The sequence below is a fragment of the Mucilaginibacter achroorhodeus genome (assembly GCF_007846095.1).
In the GTDB taxonomy this organism is placed as follows: domain Bacteria; phylum Bacteroidota; class Bacteroidia; order Sphingobacteriales; family Sphingobacteriaceae; genus Mucilaginibacter; species Mucilaginibacter achroorhodeus.
Map to the genome: position 1 here is coordinate 636,212 of NZ_VOEI01000001.1, position 21,442 is coordinate 657,653.

The window sequence follows — 21,442 nt, forward strand, 5'->3', positions numbered from 1 at the left end:
CCTATGGAGAGGATTTAGGTGAGGCTTCAAATCCCTTTTAACGTTTGTGATGTGATATAGTCAACCACATCTACAAAGTTATTACTTTGGTTATAAACAGCCAGTTGCCTATCCGCACCGGTGCCGTGCTCCAGTATTTTGTGTACGTAGGCCAGATCATCCCTTGAGCCAAGCTCATCAACTAGATCGTCAACAAAATCAAGCAGCTCTAAAACTAGCGATCGGGTGTTCACTTCCATTTCCTTGCCGAAGTCTATCATTTTCCCATCGATGCCGTAACGGGCCGCGCGCCATTTGTTCTCGTTGATCAAAGCGCGCGAATAGTTGATAAACTTCATGTTCTGTGACCGCAGTTTATAAAGCTTGGCGCACAACGCCTGGAACAATGCTGTAAAGGCGATAGTTTCATCAACCAACATAGGGCAATCGCAAATGCGAAACTCTATGGTCTCAAAAAACGGATGCACGCGGATATCCCACCATATCTTTTTAGCATTATCAATACAGTTGGTTTTTACGAGCAATTTGATGTACCGGTCGTATTCTTCAATGCTGCCGAAGTAATCGGGTATTCCCGTCCTTGGGAATTTATCAAACACTTTGGTACGGAACGATTTGAATCCTGTATTCCGACCCTCCCAAAATGGCGAGTTGGTTGATAACGCATATACGTGCGGTAAAAAATACCGCACCTGGTTGGCAATGTGTATGGCCATATCGCGCGATTGGATGCCCACATGCACATGTAACCCAAAGATAAGATTTGAGCGTGCAGCTTCCTGCATCTCATCCACTATCTCAAAATATCGCGGATGGTCTGTTATCAATTGATGTTGCCAGTGCGAAAATGGGTGCGTGCCCGCGGCACCTATCCGCAGGCCCAGGTCGCCAGCCAGTTGGGCTACGGTGCCACGTAGTTTGGTCACCTCAGCTCGAGCCTCCTGCGTGTTACGGCAAATGTGTGTGCCCACCTCAACCACAGCCTGGTGCATTTCGGCCTTCACCTGGTCTTCATGTATCTTTTGCGCACTATCAACAATCTTCTGTTCGTGCGATGTGAGTTCCCTGGTCACAGGGTCAATCACCATAAATTCTTCTTCAACACCTAAGGTGAACTCGTTCATAATTGGTTAGGGGTTATTGGTTGTAACAGTTCGTTTTGACTCACCCGGTCGTCGCTCCGCTCGACCACCCTCTCTCCGCAAGCGGAAAGAGGGAATTTAATTTTCACCCTCTTTGCGCAGCAGAGAGGGTCGACCAGCGAAGCATAGTCGGGGTGAGTTACTTCTTCGTCTTTTTAGGTGCTGCTTTTTCGGCGGCAACCTTTTTAGACTTTTCTTCTTTCGCTGCGGCTGCCTTCTTAGGTGCCGCTTTCTTTTTCGCCTTGCCTTCTTCAGCTATTGTATGATCTATTGGACCTTCTGTTACAGGATTGGCTTGCAGACTGATATTTTTTGCCACGTACAATTCTTTACCCGCAACAGAGGTTTTTAGGTACTCGCCCCAGGTAAGGTTATCGCGGTCGTCTTTTTGCTTTTTGGCGCGTTCAATGGCATAGCTTGCTGCGGTTTCAACCACCCAGTCAAAATTTTCCTGGCCCACGCTGGTCACTTCGGCATCAGGTGCGGGGTTGCAGAAGTCTATTGCATACGGAATGCCGTTACGCACGGCAAACTCAACGGTGTTAAAATCGTAGCCTAAGTATTGGTTAAGGCGCAAAACATAATCGGTAATAGTTTCCAGCATTTTTTTGGATGCAGGTGCTTTGCCATGCTCATAACGCAGGTGGTGCGGGTTACGCGGTTCGTACTGCATAATGCGCACGTGCTTTCCACCAATGCAGTAGCAGCGGAAGTAATCGTCAAAGATGATCTCTTCCTGCAGTAACATTACCAGCTGCTTGGTTTCGGCAAATTTTGCCCAAAGATCTTCGGCATCGCTGATCTTGTAAACATCGCGCCAACCGCCACCATCAAAGGGCTTCATGTAGGCCGGGAATCCAACGTAGTTAAACATTGCTTCCCAATCCAGCGGATAGGCCAGGTTACGAAATGATCTATCAGTTGTGTTATCCGGATGATCTTTTGATGGCAATAACACCGTTTTAGGCACCGGCACGCCTATTTTAGTAGCGAGGGCGTTGTTAAAGAACTTCTCATCAGCACTCCACCAAAATGGGTTATTGATAACCGCCGTACCGGTGATAGCTGCATTTTTAAGCGATGCGCGGTAAAAAGGCACATCCTGCGATATACGGTCAACAATTACCGAATAGCCCAATGGCTCACCTTGCAACATTTTATCAATGCGCACAAATTCGGCGCTGATACCTTTCTCGGCCTTCTCGTTAATGCGATCAACAAATGCCTGAGGAAATGAATTTTCCTGCCCAAATAAAATGCCTATTTTTTTCATGGTAGTTTGTTTGGTGCCGGTTGAGAGAGCCGGACGTGTTTCTTTAAGATTTTTATTTTTAAGTAGCTATCTTGATTCTTGTCTCTTAATTCTTTATTCTATTTTATCGTACTCAAATAATGCGAGAACATCTCTTTCCAAATCGGCCAGTCGTGCTTGCCATCAGGCCGGATATCCAGCCAGTGATTGATGTTTTTGTTATTTAAAATATGAGATAGCGTAAGGTTATATTCCTTGCAAATATCCCAGTCTGATGTACCTAAAATGATGTTCATTTGCCAAAGCGCCCAGTTGTCGCTGCGCGGTAAGTAATCTACCGGATTATTATAAAATATGTTGTCATCATAATACCCATCGGTAAACATTCTGATATCGAAAGCGCCTCCCATGCTAAAGAGGTGCCCAACTTTCTCGGGATGTTTAAAGGCAAAGTTGGCAGCATGGTAACCACCAAAACTGCATCCGGCAACGGCTACCTTGCCTACGCCCGTTTCATGCATGGCCCATGGTGCCAGCTCTTCAAGCAGCATTTTATTGTACCAGGCATATCGGCGGGCGCGATCTGCGGGATGGATACCTTTATCGTACCAGGTAATGTCATCAAAGGTTGATGGGCAGTAGATCTTGACCAGGCCTTCATCAATAAACCATCGCACACTATCAATAAGTCCGTGGTCTTTATTCTGATAATATGCGCCCTTCGTAGTCGGGAATAAAAGCACCGGGTAACCACGGTCACCAAAAACCAGCATCTCAACGTCGAGGTTTAAATTTGGCGAGTGCCAGCGATGATATTGTTCCTTCAATTGCCGGTGGTTAAATTAAAAAGGTAAGTTAATGGGTTTGGATGTTAATGTCAACATTATGCCAAATAATTCTGTTTTAAGCTTTTGGTAAACTTTAAAACTTATTTTTGTCCCCTTAAATTTAAAAACACCTATGTACTACAGTACAGAGACAGCGATAATGATAGACGAACAGGAACTGATAGTTACTTCTAAGATACTTGACCGGGATATTACCTGCACCCTGCTTAAGCCACAGGCAGATGCAATTACTGAACCTTTGAATTTGTTACTACTTAACGATGGCCAGGAAGTAAACGCACTTGGGCTTGTTGATACACTTGAGCAACTTTACGACCGTAATAGCATAAAGCCTGTGCTGGTTGTAGCTATACACGCTAATGACGAGCGCCTGCAGGAATATGGCGTAGCTGGTAGACCCGACTTTAAAAAGCGTGGCAGCAAAGCGGCGCTTTACACGCAATTCATTTTAAAGGAGCTTATTCCATTTATCAAAGCGGAAACGGATGTGGATGAGTTTGAAAGTACAGCGATAGCCGGATTTTCTTTAGGAGGCTTATCGGCCTTTGATATTGCCTGGAACAATCCGCAGGTATTTGAAAAAGTCGGAACATTCTCCGGTTCTTTTTGGTGGAGAAGCAAGGACCTGGGCAAGGGCTACACCAATGACGACCGCATTATGCACGCAGTTATCAAGAATGCCGCAACAAAACCTGATCTGAAATTTTGGCTGCAAACCGGCACCAAAGATGAAACCGCCGACCGCAACAACAACGGCATCATTGATTCTATTGACGATACTATCGACATCATTAAGGAACTTTTAGCTAAAGGCGCACAACGCAGCGACATCCAATACCTGGAGATGCTGAACGGAACGCATGACACCGCAACATGGGGCAAAGCCATGCCTAAGTTTTTGTGCTGGGCGTTTGGGAAATAGCCTTACAGGGTAATTAATCCTTCTGTATCAAACAAACTGCATAGGCAACCACACCTTCTTCTCGGCCTATAAAACCGAGCTGCTCGTTGGTAGTTGCTTTAATGGAGATATCTTCAACATCGATACCTGCAGCTTGCGCAATGTTGGCCTGCATAGCCGGTATGTGCGGGTTTATCTTAGGAGCTTCAAGGCAAACCATAGCATCTATGTTTCCTATCTTCCAGCCTTTTTCTCCAATCAGCTTAACAACGTGCTGTAGAAGGATAAGGCTGCTGATACCTTTCCAGCGGTCATCTTTGTTGGAGAAATGATAACCTATATCGCGCAGGTTGGCTGCACCTAACAGTGCGTCGCAAATGGCATGCAACATTACATCTGCATCAGAGTGGCCGTATGCACCACTGGTATGTTCAAGGTTTACGCCACCTAATACAAACGGGTGGTTTTGCCTTAGCTGATGTACATCAAAGCCAAAGCCTACTTTAATTTTAGTCATTTATTTTTTGCCGCTGTAGTGGCATTGCTTACGCCGCCAAAGTTAGCTGATAATGTAAAACGCAGGGTATTGGCAAGCGGACTATTTTGCTGGCTCGCTATAAGGTATGCAAAATCAAAACGGTAATCTTTGTACTTAACCCCAAAACCTGTTGTAAGATAATGGCGACCACCCTTTTGCGGGTTCTCGTAAAAATAACCTGCACGTATGGCAAGCATATCGTTGTACATGTATTCAACCGCAGGAGACAATGTAATTTCTCTTAATTCCTCGCTAAACCCGCCCGGCGCATCTCCAAAGGATTGAAATATACCAGCCGGCACAGACACATTGTCATCATGCCCCTTAACAATGTTACCCTGCGCATCCCTAATAGGCGGCGTAGGAACCAAGAGTTTATTCACGTCAAATGCTACTGTGAACTTGTTAAGGCTATCCAGTTTCCAGCTATTTGCAACACCGAGTTTTAAATTGGTTGGTAAAAAGTAGCTGGTACCGTTATCTGCATACGTGATCTTGGTACCAATGTTTGAGATATTACCGCCAAAAGAAAACGTCTTATTATCGCCATAGGGCTTTGTATAATAAGCAGACACACCGGCAGCAAAAGCATTACCGGCCTTATAGGGCTGGCCGCTACCTGTTATAAAAGAACCATTATTAAAATTTGAGTAGATGTACCTGGCCTGCAAGCCTAAGGATAGATTATTACCAAATTTACGTGCAAAGGCAACATCAAACGAAAACTCGTTTGGCGTGTAGGTCCCCATATCAACCTGGTTCTTGTCTATCAGTTGTATCGATCCCAGGTTGAAATATCTGAAAGAAGCCCCGATCGTATTACGCTCATCCATTTTATAGGCATAGCTTAAATAAGAAAGGCTTACATCAGGCACCAAATGGCGTAGCCAGGGATTGTAGGATACGGATACGTTATGATTATCTTCTAAAAAAGCAAGTTTAGCCGGGTTCCAATAATTATCATTTGCATCCGGCGACAATGCCACACCGGCATCACCCATTGCACCGGAGCGCGAGTCGGGCGTTACATTAAGGAAAGGAACGGCTGTTGGTATTGCATTGGTGTTGCTACCATTTACACCGGTTGAGCTTTGTGCAGCAACAATTGCAGGCATGCCTAACAATAGATATAACAAGATGCACTTTGGCTTAAGAAAATTCATTGGTGCAATTTAATGTTATTAAACAAATAAGCGATAAATTAAACATGCAATTATGAAAGACAATAGCCTCATCTCGGGTGCTTCAAAAAAATGTAACCGCAAGCAAAATTAACACGTATAAAGGCAACAGTCTATGTGGCTTTTGGCGTCCTTTAGGCTCAGTTTGTTATTTAATTTTTTATAAATTTACCAGCAAATATTTACAATTTGAAGATGAGATTACTTACCAATACTGCTTTAGTGATGTTGGGCTTAGGCTTTATGCTAAGCAGTTGCAGTAAAAAGGAGCAGTCGCAAAAAACCGGCATTACCTATAATGACAGGACAAATGGCGGGTACTTGCGTTTCAGGCAAAACCACCCTTCTCCGGGCCCTGGTCTTGTCCCTATTGAGGGTGGTACGTTTGTACTTGGCGGCAGTGCCGATCAGGACATTACCTATGAGTATAACAACATCCGCCGGAGGGTAACTGTGCCTTCTTTTTACATGGATGAGACCGAGGTATCTAACCAGGATTGGCTGGATTACCTGCATTGGATAAATATTACTTTCCCTAACGATAATGAATTGTATTACAATGCCCTGCCAGACACATTGGTATGGCGCAGTCCGTTATCTTACAATGAGCCTTATGTAAGCAATTACCTGCGCCACCCTGCTTTCCAGGACTATCCTGTAGTGGGTGTAACATGGAACCAGGCACAGGAGTATTGCATATGGCGTACCGACCGTACCAACGAGAATATTTTGCGCGAGCGCGGTAACCTGGTAAGCTGGAAAGATAAAGCAGGTAAACAAGGCCAGGGCAACGCAGGAGCCGGTACCGGAGCAGACCAGCCTTTTAACACTGATATTTATTTGAACGGACAATACCGCGGCCAGGGAATAGATGGTAAGAAAATGATAACCGACCTTAACCCTAATGCTAAATCAAATGGTACAGGCAAAAACGGACGTGCTGTACGCCCTGTGCGCATGGAAGACGGTATTGTGAAACAAGGTTACCGCCTGCCTTCTGAAGCAGAGTGGGAATATGCTGCATTATCTCTTGCAGGCAATACGCAGTTTGAGAACATCAACGATGGTAAGGTTTACCCATGGAACGGCCTTGGTGTGCGCTCACCCAAAAGCAAAACCCGCGGTTTGATCTTAGCTAACTTTAAACGTGGCAGCGGTGATAACGCCGGTGTAGGTGGCGGACTAAATGATAAAGCGGATATTACCGCACCAGTACGGTCTTACGAACCAAATGACTTTGGTTTATATAACATGGCTGGTAACGTAAACGAGTGGGTTGCTGATACCTACCGCCAAACCTCTTTTGAGGATGTGGACGATTTTAACCCGTTCCGTGGTAATGAATTTACCAACAAACGCCTCGCCGACCCGGCAAAAGGCCTTTATGCAAAAGATAAATATGGCAGGCCGATTAAAGACGCAGCAAAGTCTAACAAGAAATTAAAATACAGCGAAATGCTGGCCTTACAACAAGGCGGACAGGCTGCAGGAGCTAACCAACAAGCGGGCGCTAATGGCAACAGTGCACAGCTTGCTAATGGCGCAACTCCAACCAAAGACCCGCTTGCGGGCAAAGCCTACACTGCAGATAGCCGTGGCTTTAGAGATACCGTGAATACTGCACTATATGGTACAACAACCCTGGTTAACGACCACTCTAAGGTTTACAAGGGCGGATCATGGAACGATATGGCTTATTGGTTAAACCCGGCCGCCCGTCGTTTTAAAGACCAGGACGAATCCAGTGCCGAAATAGGTTTCCGCTGTGCTATGACCATGGTGGGCGCACCGGAGATACACCCTCAAGGTAAGCCACACTTGCCGGTTAAAAAGGCAAAACCTTTTAAAGCGAGGTAAAGCACTTTTTAAGATATAAAAAGCCGATTCAGAAATGGGATCGGCTTTTTTTATGGATTAAGGTCTGTTAAAATCTGCCTTAATGCGCTCCAGTTGTTTCAAATGATGTTGAAGGTGGATACGAATGAATTTTAACCATTGCCAGGCATTTAACATACCCATACGCGGATGTTTATTGCGCCACTTCGGTTTGGCTGTTTTAATGGGGGCCACAATGCCATCGAGTCGTTTACGTGCTTTTATGATAAGGTTTTTAGCCTCTTCCCTGGAGATCTTTTTAACCGTTGCCTCCATCTCTGGCGGGGCTTTCAGTTTAAACGGCGGGAAAGTACCTGAAAGAAGCACATAATGGCCTATTAATGTTGGCCCGGATTTGGTTGGCGCGCACACGTTATGAGTACAGCGTTCCAGCGCAATGCTTGAAGCAAGTGTTGCTTTTAGAATATGATCATAAACCTCAGCATAGCTCCAACCGCCCTTTGATGGTGTTTCAGTAAAGCGATCTTCGTTTATATCTTCAAGCAGGTTGCGGTAACTGCTCAAAGCTTCATCAATAGCGCGGCGCTCATTAACAAGGTTCATAACATTAAAGTTAACTCTTTTAAATCGTGAATTTGTACTTTAACATCTGCCGGTTTATCCAGATGGAAGGGATTGAAATAAATAGCATCCATACCAACACCCATCGCTCCACGGATGTCGGCCTCTATACTGTCACCTATCATCACGCTTTCTTCGATTGTAGCGCCTGCTGTTTTAACCGCATGATCAAATATCCGGGGATCGGGTTTGTTAACGCCAACATCCTCAGATATGATCAGGTTTTTGAAATACCCTCCCAAATTGCAACCATCTAATTTTAGTGCCTGCGAATCTTTAAAACCGTTTGATATTAAATGCAGCGTATATTTATCCTGCAGATAACGCAGCGTTTCGTGCGCATGCGGGAAAAGATTGGTTTTGGTAGGGCAAAGCTTTACATAAGCATCTTCAAAATTGGCGGGGATCTTATCAGGCGCTAATCCCAACTCTAAAAAGGTGCTTTTAAAACGGGCCTCGCGCAAGGCATCCTTTGTAATTAGCCCCAGGTGATATTGTGCCCAAAGTGTGTGGTTATGGCGAGTATAAGTTTCTATAAAAACCTCTGCAGAATCAACACCAACTTCCTGTAATTCATAAGTGCCATAAAGTTCCTGCAGGGTTTCCTCAGCATTTTTATCAAAATCCCAAATGGTATGGTCAAGATCGAAGAAAATATGGCGGTATGTTTTCATGGCACTTGTAAAACGGTGTAAAGCTAAACAAGTTTTAAAGCTTATTATCGTTGCATAGTTTTATTAGCCACTATTTACAAACAAACCCGGCAAATACTAACTTACCTTATTATGCTACCATTACTCACTGCAAAACAAATTCGGGATGCCGATGCCTATACTATAGCAAAAGAACCAATAAGCTCTGTCGATCTGATGGAGCGGGCCTCTAAGGCATTTGTAGGCTGGTTTGTCAATCATTTTCAGGACAAGCAGCAAAGCATAACCGTTTATTGCGGTACAGGTAACAACGGCGGAGATGGATTAGCCATTGCCCGTATCCTGGGTGAGCATGGCTTCAAAAATTTGACTGTGAAGGTTATCCGATTTTCTGATAAAGCCAGCAATGATTTTAAAACTAACCTTGAAAGACTACAAGCTACCGATGTTAAAATAACAGAGATCAATAAGGGCGAGACTGATTTTAACCAGCAAGCTGATATTATTATCGATGCTTTGCTGGGCAGCGGTTTAAATAAGCCGCTGGCGGGTGATTATAAAAATCTGGTAGAATACCTGAATAAACTTGATACAACCGTTGTTGCCGTTGACGTGCCGACAGGGTTTTACACTGATGCGGAGATACCGAAAGACGCCACTATTCTGAAAACGGATATAACTATTACCTTTCAACAACCCAAGATCAATTTTCTACTGCCGGAGTCGGGGCCCTACATTGACTGCTGCGAGGTGGTAAAAATTGGTTTGAGTGAAGAGTTTATCCATGCAGTTGATACGCCCTATTATTTGGTGGAGCGAGAGGATATAAGGAAGATTTTAAAACCCCGCAAACGTTTCAGCAATAAAGGAACCTATGGCCACGCCTTGATCATAGCGGGCAAGGATGAAACTATGGGTGCTGCCTTGCTGGCATCTTCGGCTTGTGCACATGCCGGTGCCGGACTGACAACTGCTTGTATACCTCAAAGTGGCCTAATTGCCCTGAACAGTTCTATGCCCGAAGTAATGGCGCTTATTCGTAAAGATGAAGAATTGCCTGCAATAGCATGGGATAAATTTTCTTCCATTGGCATTGGGCCCGGTTTGGGGAAAAGCACCGATACGTTGCAGTTGTTAAATGACATTATTGAGCATTACAAAAAGCCGGTAGTGATAGATGCAGACGCTGTGAATCTATTGGCAGATAATAAACAATTGCTGAACGAACTGCCAACCGGTAGCATCCTTACCCCTCACATGAAAGAATTTGATCGTTTATTTGGCCAACACGAAAACTGGTGGCAACGTGCACAAAAGGCAAAAGCTAAAGCCGAAGAGCTGGCGATTTATATTGTTTTAAAAAACGATTACACCATCATTGCAACGCCGGCAGGGAAATTATACTTTAATTCAACAGGAAACCCGGCTATGGCAACCGGAGGTATGGGCGATATACTTACAGGGATTATCACAAGCCTTTTAGCGCAACATTACACCCCGGAGCAGGCGTGTTTAGCAGGCATTTACATCCACGGCAAGGCGGGTGATGAATTGGCTTTACCAAACCGTTTAAACGTGGTATTGCCCCAACAAGTAGCAAACCAATTGCCAGCAACCATGGCAAAGTTGATTGCATAAAAAAAGCGAATGCAAGTATAGACATTCGCTTTTCAAACTATTAACTGATCTTATAAAGAACTACATACTTCTAACTAACTGTATATATGACGCGCTTTGCGGTCATTCGTTACAGTTAACAACGCGAAATATTAGAAAGTTTTATATTAAATATAATATTTAACAAAAATTTAACAAACGAAGGCCGAATTCTGGTAGAATTCGGCCTTCGTTTGTTATTATTATAAGTACTTATATATTATTTTAGAACTGACCAATAACTACCATCTGGTTTAACGTAGGGTTAATACTGCCACCTTTGGGTTCAAGTGTTACTGCAAACCCCTGGGCAGAGGCAACGTTCTTCATTTCTTTAACAATGGCACTATCAACAGTTGCGTTGTCAAATATACCCATATCAACAGGCTTACCTTTAACCAGTGCCCACAACTGGTACTGGTGTTCGGCATCATGTTTTGGTAACTTCATGGCATTCATGTCAACCATAACCTTTTGGGTTGACGGGTTCCATGCAAGTACCATGGAAGCCGATGGTGTTTTTGGTAATCCTTTAAGCCTTACTATGTGGTAATTAGTATCAAGGTACAGCTTTAATTGCTCATCCTTTAAATTAACCTGATTTGCAAATTTAGTTTTATCAGCCTGTAGAACCGCTAATTGGGTATTGGATTCCTGCAATTGGCTGTAAAGGTTCACCAATCCATAAATGCTGATAAGCAACAAAGCAACGGAGGCTGCAAAAGCATACTTGTAAAATTGTGTACGCTTTGGCATGGTTATAACATTGTCATCCTCGTACGCTATCTCATCAGTGTGTTTACGCTGTTTTGTAAATATCCTGTCGTCGCCGAGGTTAACCAGGGTGCTGTTAACTATTTTGTCTTTGAGATTTTCAGATGGCTCAATGGCATGTTCTTGTGCATACATTTCCATTGACTTTTCTATTTCGGCAATTTCTGCCTTCACGGCAGGATATTTCAGGGCCATCCGCTCTACTTCAAGCCTTTCGTCCGGGGTAAGGTCCCCCAGAACATAAAGCTCCAGCACTCCTGATTCAATATATGCCTTAACGTCTTCCACTATTCATTAAAATGTTTTCTGAGCTGTTGAATAGCCATTCTCAACCGTGTTTTAATAGTACCCAATGGAATGTCGAGTTCTTCGGCAGCTTCCACGTGTGTATACCCTTTAAAATAAACGAGGTCGAGGATAGATTTTTGTTCGGGTTTCAGTGTTTGTACTAAATCCCTTATACCCAACAGTTCAGGATTGTAAACCGTATTCCTTTGTTCGTCAATGAAAGTTACGTTATTTTCAAGCTCTTGGTTTTTGCCCTGGTTTCTAAAATCTTTAGATCTTACTTTATCTATCGATAAATTGCGGGCAATGTTTACCATCCAGGTAAACAAACGACCTTTTTCGGCGCTGTAACCAGAAAAAGAGTTCCAGATCTTCACAAAAGTTTCCTGTAAAATATCTTCGGCAAGCTCCTCATCAATTACAATCCGAACAATAACACCGTACAACGATGCAGAGTACATGTCATACAAAGCCTCAACAGCAATTTTCTCGCGGTTGCGCAGCGCTTGTATCAGTTCTTCTTCTGATAGTGATATTTTACGTTTTGGGCTCAAATCGCAGTAAGATAGAAAGGAAACATCACATATCAAACAAATGTTTTTCTGCATGGTAAGAAGACCTTACCAGCGGGCCGCTTTCTACGTACTTAAATCCTTTTTTCAGGCCCCATTCTTTATATGATGCAAACTGATCAGGATGTATCCAATCGACTACCGGGTGGTGGTTGCGCGTAGGCTGCAAATATTGCCCAAGGGTAAGAATGTGAACGCCTGCTTCAAGCAGATCATCCATCGCCTCAAGTACGTCCCCTTCCTTTTCGCCAAGACCAAGCATAATGCCTGATTTTGTACGAAGACCAGCTGCAGATATCCTGCGCAGGGCATCTAAACTACGATCGTATTTTGCCTGTATACGAACTTCGCGTGTTAAACGGCGAACAGTTTCCAGATTGTGTGATACTACTTCCGGGCGAACTGCTATAACACGGTCGAGGTTTTCCCATATTCCGCGAAAATCAGGAAGCAGGGTCTCAAGCGTTGTATCCGGGCTTTCGCGGCGAATTGCATTGATTGTTTCTGCCCAAATAATAGAACCACCATCTTTAAGATCATCACGGTCTACAGAGGTGATTACACAGTGCTTAACCTGCATCAGTTTTACCGAATTGGCAACGCGCTCAGGTTCGTTAGTATCAACAGCAAGCGGCCTTCCAGTAGCTACGGCACAAAAAGAGCAGGAACGGGTACAAATATTACCCAATATCATGAAGGTTGCAGTGCCTGCGCCCCAGCATTCGCCCATGTTTGGGCAATTGCCGCTTTCGCAGATGGTGTGAAGTTTATGCTCATCAACCAAACCACGAACGTGCGCATATTCTTTCCCTACCGGAAGTTTTACTCTCAACCAATCCGGCTTACGTTGCGGCGGGTTTGCTGGTACTACTGGCAAATCAATCATGCTACAAAAATAGCGAAAAACAAAGTATGTGCACCCGCACTGTAAACGAATATTACGCAGAAACGATAATGCAGGCTTTATTCAGCTATGTCAATACGAGGAGCGATAGCGACATAGCAATCTCATAGATTGATCAGCAATGATGCGTGAGGTAATTGTCGCCTATGAGATTGCCGAGCTACGCTCGCAATTGACATTATCGTATAGATGTATAAACAAAAAAAGTCCCCAGGAAAAACCCCGTGGACTTAAAAATATCTTGATTCCTGAATTTAAAATTCTTGCTTCTCTACTACGCCATTACACTCATCGCCTCATCAACGGAGATCGATCCGTGCGATTGGTCAAGGATGCATTCACCATCTTTAATAACCAGCATTTGCGGTGACTCATGATGGACTGAAAAGTCCTGAGCTATTTTGTTAGAAATATCACGATGTTGGATGAGGTCTAGAAAATATACTGGCATATCTGCCGGCAAGCTATCCCAATCCATCTCGAAACGGCGTTTAGCCATCATGCTGATAGAGCAACGGGTGCTATGTTTGAAAATAAGGCTAAAGCCTTGTTTATTCTTAATACCTTCCAGCTGATCAGCCGTTTCCAACTTTGTCCATTCCATAGCGCAAAAATAGTGTTATAATGTTTCTTATAAGTAAAAACAGTGTAAAACTACCTTAATTTTCTGACTGGTTGTGGTTACCGGTGATTAGGGTAAGAACCATAAGCAGGGCAAAGCTTATTTGAACATGAAGCCAAGCCGCCAAGCGTGAGTGCAATAATTGCGATGTAAAAAATCTTTTTCATTTATATTGGTATTTTGTACTATTTTATGTGGTAAGGGTTTTGTTTAAATCAGCCATTTTTATGGCAGTTACGGCCGCTTCATCGCCCTTGTTGCCATGTTTACCACCACTACGGTCAATCGCCTGTTGTTGATTATCAGTGGTTAACACCCCAAATATAACAGGTTTTGAGTATTTTATGGCAACGTTTGTTACTCCATTTGCAACTGCCTCACAAATAAAATCAAAATGTCTGGTTTCTCCTTGTATAACACAGCCAAGCGTGATAACAGCATCAACTTTTTTGTTTTTTAACAGTAGTTCTGCCCCTGTAGTAAGCTCAAAACTGCCCGGAACGGGGTACGAGTATATGTTCTCCGGTTTCGCTCCATATTTTACAAGGCTATCATAAGCGCCTTTATAAAGTGCATGAGTTATTTCTGCATTCCATTCTGCTACAACAATGCCGAAGCTAAAGTTCTCTGCTGATGGTATTTCACTCGCGGTTGAAAAATCGGAAAGGTTTTTTAATTGGGTAGCCATGTTATTTATGCAATTGTGCTAAATATAAATGTTGTAAACAAATAATGCCTGCTTGCGGCAGGCATTATTAATATTATGATCTCAGCGTGAAATTATTTTGCTTCAACGCGGCCAATGTAAGCATCAATGCTTTGAGCTTCGGCGCTTTCAGGATAATCTGATTTTATTTTTTTGTAAGCTTCAGCAGCGGCAGCTTTGTCTTTTTTAGCTTCGTAAACCAAGCCTAACTTTTTAAGATAAAGCGGGCTTAAGAATTTGTTTGAAGCTTTGTCTGCAGCTTTTTTAAAGTAGGTTTCTGCCTTATCGTAATCTTTTAATTCAACGTAGGCATCACCTGTAGCACCAAGTGCCTCTGCAGAAACCATGTTATCATCACCATGGAAATTGCTTAAATTTTCAATAGCCTGGCGGTATTCGCCTTTGTTAAGATATGCGGTACCCAGGTAAAAATAAGCAAGGTTAGCAGTTTTGGTGTTGCTGTAATCAGCAATGATCTTTTTAAAACCAGGATAACCTGCATCGCCGTTAATGGCCTTATCCCATTCCTTGTTAGCCCAAAAATCTTGTGCTACGTGCATTTGGTTCGCCGCTTTACCTTCACGCGGGGCCAGGTAAAGTTTAAGATAAGCCACATAAATAACAATCATTACAACAATTGCTGCTGCAATAAATAACAAGCTTTTTTGGTTTTCCTGAACAAAACTTCCGCCCTTTACAACACGTGCTTTCTCTGCTTCAGTTTTAGTTTTTACCTCCGTTGCTGACATCTGTATTTTAAAATTAAGTTTGCAAAAATACGGTTTTCAAACCTTTTAGCAAATTAAAGTTTTGCCGATTTCAGATGCGCAAATTTCAGGCGTGCAGATATTTGAGATGACGTATGGATGCAATGGCTACGAAAACTTTTCTTCCATCATTTTTTCCAAGGCAAACATCTCATCACGCAGCTTGGCCGCCAGCAGGAAATCCATGTTCTTGGCTGCGGCAACCATGTCTTTACGGGTGTTCTCGATAGATTTTTTCAGATCGGCTTTGGTCATGTACTGCACTATAGGGTCTGCAGCAAGCGTTGCCACTTCCGTCTCTACATATGCCTGTTGCACACCACCTTTAAAGTCCACAACAGAGGTTTGCTCCATTATTTCCGATTTGGTTTTGCCTACCGTTTTAGGGATTATTCCATGTTCTTCGTTGTATTTAATTTGCTTTTCGCGGCGGCGATTTGTCTCCTCAATTGTGATCTGCATCGATTCGGTAATAGTATCGGCATACATAATTACCCTTCCGCGATCGTTCCTGGCCGCCCGGCCTATCGTTTGTATCAACGAACGCTCGGAACGTAAAAAACCTTCTTTATCAGCATCTAAAATGGCTACCAAAGATACTTCGGGTAAATCAAGCCCCTCACGCAGAAGATTGATACCAATTAGTACATCAAACTCGCCCAAACGCAGTCCGCGCAATATCTCTACACGCTGCAAGGTTTTTACCTCTGAGTGGATGTAACGGCATTTTATGCCTAACCTATCCATGTACTTAGCCAGTTCTTCGGCCATGCGCTTGGTCAGGGTGGTCACCAATACGCGGTCGCCGGCTTTGATAGTTTTATCAACCTCGTCCAGCAGATCATCCACCTGGTTAATTACCGGGCGGATATCAATAACAGGGTCAAGCAATCCGGTAGGGCGTATAACTTGTTCTATTACCACCCCTTCAGATTTTTCCAGTTCAAAATCGCCGGGGGTTGCGCTTACATAAATAGTTTGCGGTGCCAAACGTTCAAACTCCTGAAAGTTTAACGGACGATTATCCATAGCCGCCGGTAAACGGAAACCATACTCAACCAATGATATCTTCCGAGACCTGTCGCCACCATACATAGCCCTGATCTGTGGCACAGTAACGTGGCTTTCATCGATCACCATCAGGTAATCATCAGGGAAGTAATCCAGCAAGCAGAATGGGCGCATGCCTGGCTGCCGGCCATCAAAAAAGCGCGAATAGTTTTCTATGCCACTACAATACCCTAACTCGCGTATCATCTCCAAGTCGTAATTAACCCTTTCCTCAAGGCGTTTGGCCTCGATGAAACGCTGGTCATCTATAAATTGCTTTTTGCGTACTTCCAACTCTTCCTGTATAGCCCAAACAGATTGCTGAAAACGATCTCGCGGGGCAACGTAAAGATTGGCCGGATAAACCACCATGTGCGTGGTTTTCTCAATGGTTTTGCCGGTAGTAATATCAAAGCTGCTTAGCTCTTCAATATCGTCACCAAAAAAAGAAACGCGGTAAGCATAATCCAGATAAGGCGGGAAAATGTCTACGGTATCACCTTTAACCCTAAAGGTTCCGCGTTTGAAATCTGCAGTGGTGCGGGCATATAATATCTCAACCAAACGGTGCAAAAACGCATTACGACTTACGCGGGTGCCTACTGCAAATTTAAATACAGAAGCGGCAAAGTCTTCCGGGTTCCCCATACCATAGATGCAGGATATAGATGAGACTACAATAACATCCCTGCGACCACTCATTAATGCTGATGTTGTACGCAGGCGGAGTTTTTCTATTTCCTCATTTATCTGGAGATCTTTCTCTATATAAGTATTAGACGAAGGTATAAATGCCTCCGGCTGATAATAATCGTAATAAGATACAAAGTAGTTCACCGCATTCTCCGGGAAGAATTGCTTAAATTCTCCGTAAAGCTGTGCCGCCAAAGTTTTGTTATGGCTTAATATCAACGTTGGCTTTTGCGTTTGCTCAATTACGTTTGCGATAGTAAAAGTTTTACCTGAGCCAGTAACACCGAGCAGGGTTTGAAACTGATCGCCATTGTTTACGCCATCAACCAGTTGGCGGATAGCTTCTGGCTGGTCGCCGGAAGGTACATATTGAGAGGTTATTTTAAAATCCATGCGTTAAACAAAAATACGTATAAACGTTTAGTTAATTGATGACCGGCAATATCAGTTAACGATTTTGACCGTGCAATGTTCGACATCGTAGTGCAAAGGAAAGACGGGTTAGTGACAAGGGTATGTCAAGAGTAAAAAAGCCCACGCGTTATTTTACTCACCCCGACATCACTACGCTCGTCGACCCTCTCTTCGCTGCGCGAAAAGAGGGTGAAGTGAAAAAACAAAATCCCTCTCTTCGAAGCAAAGAGGAGCTGGGGTGAGTCCATAAGTTAGCAAAGCTTTCCTGAAATCATTATATTTAACCATGCCAACAACACAGCCTTTTATCCTTAATAAAACCAATAGCATTGCCAATCAATTTTTAGCGGAGCTGAGGGACGCCAACATTCAACAGGATAAATCTCGCTTTAGACAAAATCAAGAACGATTAGGTGGCATATTAGCTTATGAAATAAGCAAAACTCTTGACTACGTTGAGCGAGAAGTGCAAACCCCGTTAGGCATTGCGCCGGTAAATATGCCTGTTGATGCGCCGGTGATAGGAACTATTATGCGCGCCGGCCTTCCTTTTCACCAAGGATTTATCAATTTCTTTGATCGTTCGCCGTCGGCATTTGTAACGGCTTTCAGAAAAGTGAAAAAGAGCGGCTCGTTTACCATTCAACTCAATCACATATCCAGCCCTGATCTCACCGGAAAAACGCTGATCTTATGTGATACCATGTTGGCAACCGGGCAAAGCATTGTTATTGTTTGCAAAGAACTGATGGCGCTTTATGATATTAAGCAATTGCATATCGCCTGCATTATTGCCAGCACCGAAGGTATTGCCCATGTACGCGCTAACCTGCCTAAAGCTAAGATTTGGACCTGTGCCGTAGATGATGAAATGACCAGCAAAGCTTACATCGTCCCCGGTTTAGGTGATGCCGGTGATCTGGCGTTTGGGGAGAAGGCGTAAACCTACTTTATCCCCATTTCCTTTTTCAAAAACTTACCTGTAAAACTATCTTTTACCTTGCAAAGGCCTTCGGGGGTGCCGCTGAAAAGGATCTTGCCGCCGCCTGCTCCACCTTCGGGACCAACGTCTATTACGTGGTCTACTACTTTTATTACATCAAGGTTGTGCTCAATCACCAGTACGGTGTTGCCTTTGTCAACCAGTTGCTGCAATACACCAAGCAATACGTTAATGTCCTCAAAATGCAAGCCTGTTGTTGGCTCATCTAATATATAGAAGGTGTTACCGGTATCTTTTTTAGAAAGCTCGGTAGCCAGTTTTACACGCTGAGCTTCACCGCCTGATAGGGTTGTTGAGGCCTGGCCGAGTGTAATGTAACCTAAACCCACATCATTTAAAGTTTTCACCTTACGGTAGATAGATGGGATATGTTCAAAAAATGGTGTAGCATCCTCAATGCTCATATCCAGCACATCGCTGATAGACTTGCCGCGGTAACGTACTTCCAAAGTTTCGCGGTTGTAACGGCGGCCCTGGCATTCTTCGCATGGAACCTGTACATCCGGCAAAAAGTTCATTTCTATCACTTTCATACCCGCACCCTGGCATGTTTCGCAACGGCCGCCCTTTACGTTGAAAGAGAAACGCCCGGGTTTGTAACCCCGTATACGCGACTCCGGCAGGGCCACAAATAAATTCCTAATATCAGAGAACACACCGGTATAAGTAGCCGGGTTTGAACGCGGCGTACGGCCAATAGGCGTCTGATCTATCTCGATAACCTTATCAATGTTTTCCAGCCCCTCTATCTTATCATAAGGCAGCGGATGTTTCTTAGCACGGAAAAAGTGGTGGTTAAGGATAGGATATAAAGTCTCGATGATCAAACTCGATTTACCCGAGCCCGATACACCTGTTACCCCTATCAACTTACCCAACGGAAAATCAACCGAAACTTTTTTGAGGTTATGGCCGGTTGCTTTTTTGAGGCTTAGCACTTTACTATTGCCTTCCCTGCGTTTTTTTGGGATGGCAATTTCTTTTTTGCCGTTAATGTATGATGTGGTGAGTGTAGTGGCGTTCATTAGTTGAGCGGGCGTTCCTTGTGCAACAACAGTGCCCCCGTGCACACCTGCCGCCGGCCCCATATCAATCACGTGGTCGGCTTCCAGTATCATGTCCTTATCGTGCTCAACAACTAAAACTGTGTTACCCAGATCACGCAGGTTTTTAAGGGCGTTGATCAAACGCTCATTATCGCGCTGGTGCAGGCCTATACTTGGCTCATCAAGAATATACATCACATTCATCAACTGTGAGCCTATTTGCGTAGCCAGCCTGATGCGCTGCGCCTCGCCACCTGATAAGGTTTTGGCTGTACGGTCAAGCGTTAAATAACTCAAACCAACATCCAGCAGGAAGCCTATACGGGCACGGATCTCTTTTAATATTTCTTTGGCTATAACGTTCTGGCGTTCGTTCAAACGATCTTCCAAACCGGTGAACCAGGCATCAAGCGTGGTGATATCCATGCAAGCCAGTTCAAAAATGTTCTTCTCATCAACCTTAAAATGCAGCGATTCTTTCTTTAAACGGGCGCCATTACAAACCGGGCAAGTACGCAATACACGATAGTTTTCCATATCGTCCATGCCCTCATCGCCGCGGCGTTCCTGTTGCTCTTCCAGCATACGGATGATACCATCAAACGTGATCTGATAGCTTTGAACATTCCACTTATTGTACTCAACGGCAACGGTTATCATATCTGGCGTGCCGTTCAATATGATATCCAATTGCTCGCGTGTTAACTTTTCTATCGGGGTAGATAGCGAGAACTCATATTTTTTAGCCAATGATTTTAAAACCTGGAAGATCCACGTTTCGCGGTAGTCGCCAATAGGGGCTAAACCGCCGTTCATGATGCTCAGTTTGGGATTAGGTATAACCGAAGCTTCATCCACTTCAAATATATATCCCAAGCCATTACACTTTTCGCAAGCACCATAAGGCGAGTTGAATGAAAAGGTATTCGGCTGTGGCTCATCATAAGAAATGCCCGATACCGGGTCCATTAGGTATTTACTAAAGTAAGCAACGTTATTGTCCTTATCGGCAATGCGGATAATTCCCTTAGCAGTTTTCAAGGCTGATTGTACCGAAGTGAACAGTCGTTTGCTATCTGCTTCGCTAACCATCAGTCGGTCCACTACAATATCAATATCATGGATCTTATAACGGTCGAGCTGCATTTTGGGCTCAACGTCCATTATCTGGCCGTCAACATAAACCTTTAGATAACCTTGCTTGCGGATCTGCTCAAACAATTCGCGATAATGTCCTTTACGAGCCTTTACTACTGGCGCCAGGATGTTTACCGGCTGTCCATCAAATTTTTCAGAAATGGTTTTAAGTATCTGATCTTCACTCATGCGCTCCATCTTTTCGCCGGTGGTGTAGCTGTAGGCATCACCTGCGCGGGCAAAAAGCAAACGCATAAAATCGTATATCTCGGTAATGGTACCTACTGTTGAGCGGGGGTTTTTGCTGGTGGTTTTTTGCTCAATAGCAATAACCGGACTAAGGCCTGATACTTTGTCAACGTCCGGGCGCTCCATACCGCCCATAAACTGGCGTGAGTAAGCCGAAAATGTTTCCATATAACGGCGCTGGCCCTCAGCGTAAATGGTATCAAAGGCCAACGAGGACTTTCCGCTGCCACTAAGGCCGGTAATTACAACCAGCTTGTTGCGCGGAAAAGAAACATCGATATTTTTTAGATTATGTACCCGGGCACCATAAACCTCAACCTCACTTTGCTCGCCCAGATCTATTATTTTTTCGTTCATATATCTTTAAGGAAACATTGTAAATGCGGCTTAGTTTTAGGCTATAAGCGCATTGCTAAAAATTTTCGCAAATATACGTAAAACTGTCGGGCTTTCATAGGGTTAACCAAGTCACGGCCTCCATGTTTACATTTACATTAAACCACGTGCCTAAACGCACGTAACCATATCAATGAATAAATAACAGCTTAACCTTGTCTCAATATCCAAGCAATTTATGGCGATAAAACCG

The 21,442-nt window shown here is 43.9% G+C and carries 19 protein-coding genes; 4 read left to right on the forward strand and 15 right to left on the reverse strand.

Translation table 11 applies throughout. From position 1 onward, the window contains the following. Positions 1 to 26: 26 nt before the first annotated feature. From FPZ42_RS03025 to FPZ42_RS03035, 3 genes are all read right to left on the reverse strand, one after another. Positions 27 to 1,124 carry a carboxylate-amine ligase gene (locus FPZ42_RS03025; protein ID WP_146268996.1) on the reverse strand — a complete coding sequence of 366 codons (1,098 nt, stop codon included), beginning with the start codon at positions 1,122 to 1,124 and terminating at the stop codon, positions 27 to 29. A gap of 157 nt (positions 1,125 to 1,281) precedes the next feature. Continuing rightward, positions 1,282 to 2,415: an ATP-grasp domain-containing protein gene (locus tag FPZ42_RS03030; protein ID WP_146268997.1), complete on the reverse strand. Its 1,134-nt coding sequence runs from the start codon at positions 2,413 to 2,415 to the stop codon at positions 1,282 to 1,284. A gap of 98 nt (positions 2,416 to 2,513) precedes the next feature. Beyond that, entirely contained in the window at positions 2,514 to 3,221 is a 708-nt protein-coding gene (locus tag FPZ42_RS03035) for an esterase family protein (protein ID WP_146268998.1), read from the reverse strand. Positions 3,222 to 3,354: 133 nt separating this feature from the next. Here FPZ42_RS03035 and FPZ42_RS03040 point away from each other — a divergent pair, with 133 nt between their 5' ends. Further along, positions 3,355 to 4,164 carry an alpha/beta hydrolase gene (locus FPZ42_RS03040; protein ID WP_146268999.1) on the forward strand — a complete coding sequence of 270 codons (810 nt, stop codon included), beginning with the start codon at positions 3,355 to 3,357 and terminating at the stop codon, positions 4,162 to 4,164. Positions 4,165 to 4,177: 13 nt separating this feature from the next. Here FPZ42_RS03040 and ispF read toward each other — a convergent pair whose 3' ends face one another. Beyond that, entirely contained in the window at positions 4,178 to 4,660 is a 483-nt protein-coding gene (gene ispF, locus FPZ42_RS03045) for a 2-C-methyl-D-erythritol 2,4-cyclodiphosphate synthase (RefSeq protein WP_146269000.1), read from the reverse strand. After that, complete coding sequence (gene porV, locus FPZ42_RS03050; RefSeq protein WP_146269001.1) at positions 4,657 to 5,844, reverse strand: type IX secretion system outer membrane channel protein PorV; 1,188 nt, start codon at positions 5,842 to 5,844, stop codon at positions 4,657 to 4,659. Before porV ends, ispF begins: the two co-directional genes overlap by 4 nt. Before the next feature lie 213 nt (positions 5,845 to 6,057). Here porV and FPZ42_RS03055 point away from each other — a divergent pair, with 213 nt between their 5' ends. Then, a complete protein-coding gene (locus FPZ42_RS03055) occupies positions 6,058 to 7,719 on the forward strand; it encodes an SUMF1/EgtB/PvdO family nonheme iron enzyme (RefSeq protein WP_146269002.1) in 1,662 nt (553 codons plus the stop codon). A gap of 57 nt (positions 7,720 to 7,776) precedes the next feature. On the opposite strand, the gene FPZ42_RS03060 is transcribed toward FPZ42_RS03055, so the two are convergent. Then, positions 7,777 to 8,301 (reverse strand): DinB family protein, encoded by a 525-nt coding sequence (locus FPZ42_RS03060; RefSeq protein ID WP_146269003.1) that lies wholly within the window; start codon positions 8,299 to 8,301, stop codon positions 7,777 to 7,779. Beyond that, on the reverse strand, positions 8,298 to 8,993 hold the full coding sequence (locus FPZ42_RS03065) for a YjjG family noncanonical pyrimidine nucleotidase (RefSeq protein ID WP_146269004.1): 696 nt from the start codon (positions 8,991 to 8,993) through the stop codon (positions 8,298 to 8,300). Before FPZ42_RS03065 ends, FPZ42_RS03060 begins: the two co-directional genes overlap by 4 nt. A gap of 111 nt (positions 8,994 to 9,104) precedes the next feature. On the opposite strand from FPZ42_RS03065, the gene FPZ42_RS03070 reads away from it, so the two are divergent. Next, positions 9,105 to 10,610, forward strand: coding sequence for an NAD(P)H-hydrate dehydratase (locus tag FPZ42_RS03070; RefSeq protein ID WP_146269005.1), 1,506 nt, complete (start codon positions 9,105 to 9,107; stop codon positions 10,608 to 10,610). A 243-nt stretch (positions 10,611 to 10,853) separates the two neighbouring features. Here FPZ42_RS03070 and FPZ42_RS03075 read toward each other — a convergent pair whose 3' ends face one another. From FPZ42_RS03075 to uvrB, 7 genes are all read right to left on the reverse strand, one after another. Next, positions 10,854 to 11,690 (reverse strand): anti-sigma factor, encoded by an 837-nt coding sequence (locus FPZ42_RS03075; protein ID WP_146269006.1) that lies wholly within the window; start codon positions 11,688 to 11,690, stop codon positions 10,854 to 10,856. Continuing rightward, on the reverse strand, positions 11,690 to 12,244 hold the full coding sequence (locus FPZ42_RS03080) for an RNA polymerase sigma factor (protein WP_146269007.1): 555 nt from the start codon (positions 12,242 to 12,244) through the stop codon (positions 11,690 to 11,692). The genes FPZ42_RS03075 and FPZ42_RS03080 overlap by 1 nt, the downstream gene beginning before the upstream one ends. A 25-nt stretch (positions 12,245 to 12,269) precedes the next feature. Then, positions 12,270 to 13,148, reverse strand: coding sequence for a lipoyl synthase (lipA, locus tag FPZ42_RS03085; protein ID WP_146269008.1), 879 nt, complete (start codon positions 13,146 to 13,148; stop codon positions 12,270 to 12,272). Positions 13,149 to 13,440: 292 nt separating this feature from the next. Further along, positions 13,441 to 13,770, reverse strand: coding sequence for a bacillithiol system redox-active protein YtxJ (ytxJ, locus tag FPZ42_RS03090; protein ID WP_146269009.1), 330 nt, complete (start codon positions 13,768 to 13,770; stop codon positions 13,441 to 13,443). Between the two features lie 208 nt (positions 13,771 to 13,978). Continuing rightward, entirely contained in the window at positions 13,979 to 14,476 is a 498-nt protein-coding gene (gene ribH / locus FPZ42_RS03095; RefSeq protein ID WP_146269010.1) for a 6,7-dimethyl-8-ribityllumazine synthase, read from the reverse strand. A 92-nt stretch (positions 14,477 to 14,568) separates the two neighbouring features. Then, positions 14,569 to 15,243, reverse strand: coding sequence for a tetratricopeptide repeat protein (locus FPZ42_RS03100; protein WP_146269011.1), 675 nt, complete (start codon positions 15,241 to 15,243; stop codon positions 14,569 to 14,571). 126 nt (positions 15,244 to 15,369) lie between these two features. Next, positions 15,370 to 17,397 (reverse strand): excinuclease ABC subunit UvrB, encoded by a 2,028-nt coding sequence (gene uvrB, locus FPZ42_RS03105; RefSeq protein ID WP_146269012.1) that lies wholly within the window; start codon positions 17,395 to 17,397, stop codon positions 15,370 to 15,372. 307 nt (positions 17,398 to 17,704) lie between these two features. Between uvrB and upp the strand changes: the two genes are divergently transcribed. Continuing rightward, positions 17,705 to 18,361, forward strand: a complete 657-nt coding sequence (upp, locus tag FPZ42_RS03110) for a uracil phosphoribosyltransferase (protein WP_146269013.1) — start codon at positions 17,705 to 17,707, stop codon at positions 18,359 to 18,361. 2 nt (positions 18,362 to 18,363) lie between these two features. On the opposite strand, the gene uvrA is transcribed toward upp, so the two are convergent. Further along, positions 18,364 to 21,210, reverse strand: a complete 2,847-nt coding sequence (uvrA, locus tag FPZ42_RS03115; protein ID WP_146269014.1) for an excinuclease ABC subunit UvrA — start codon at positions 21,208 to 21,210, stop codon at positions 18,364 to 18,366. Positions 21,211 to 21,442 lie beyond the last annotated feature (232 nt).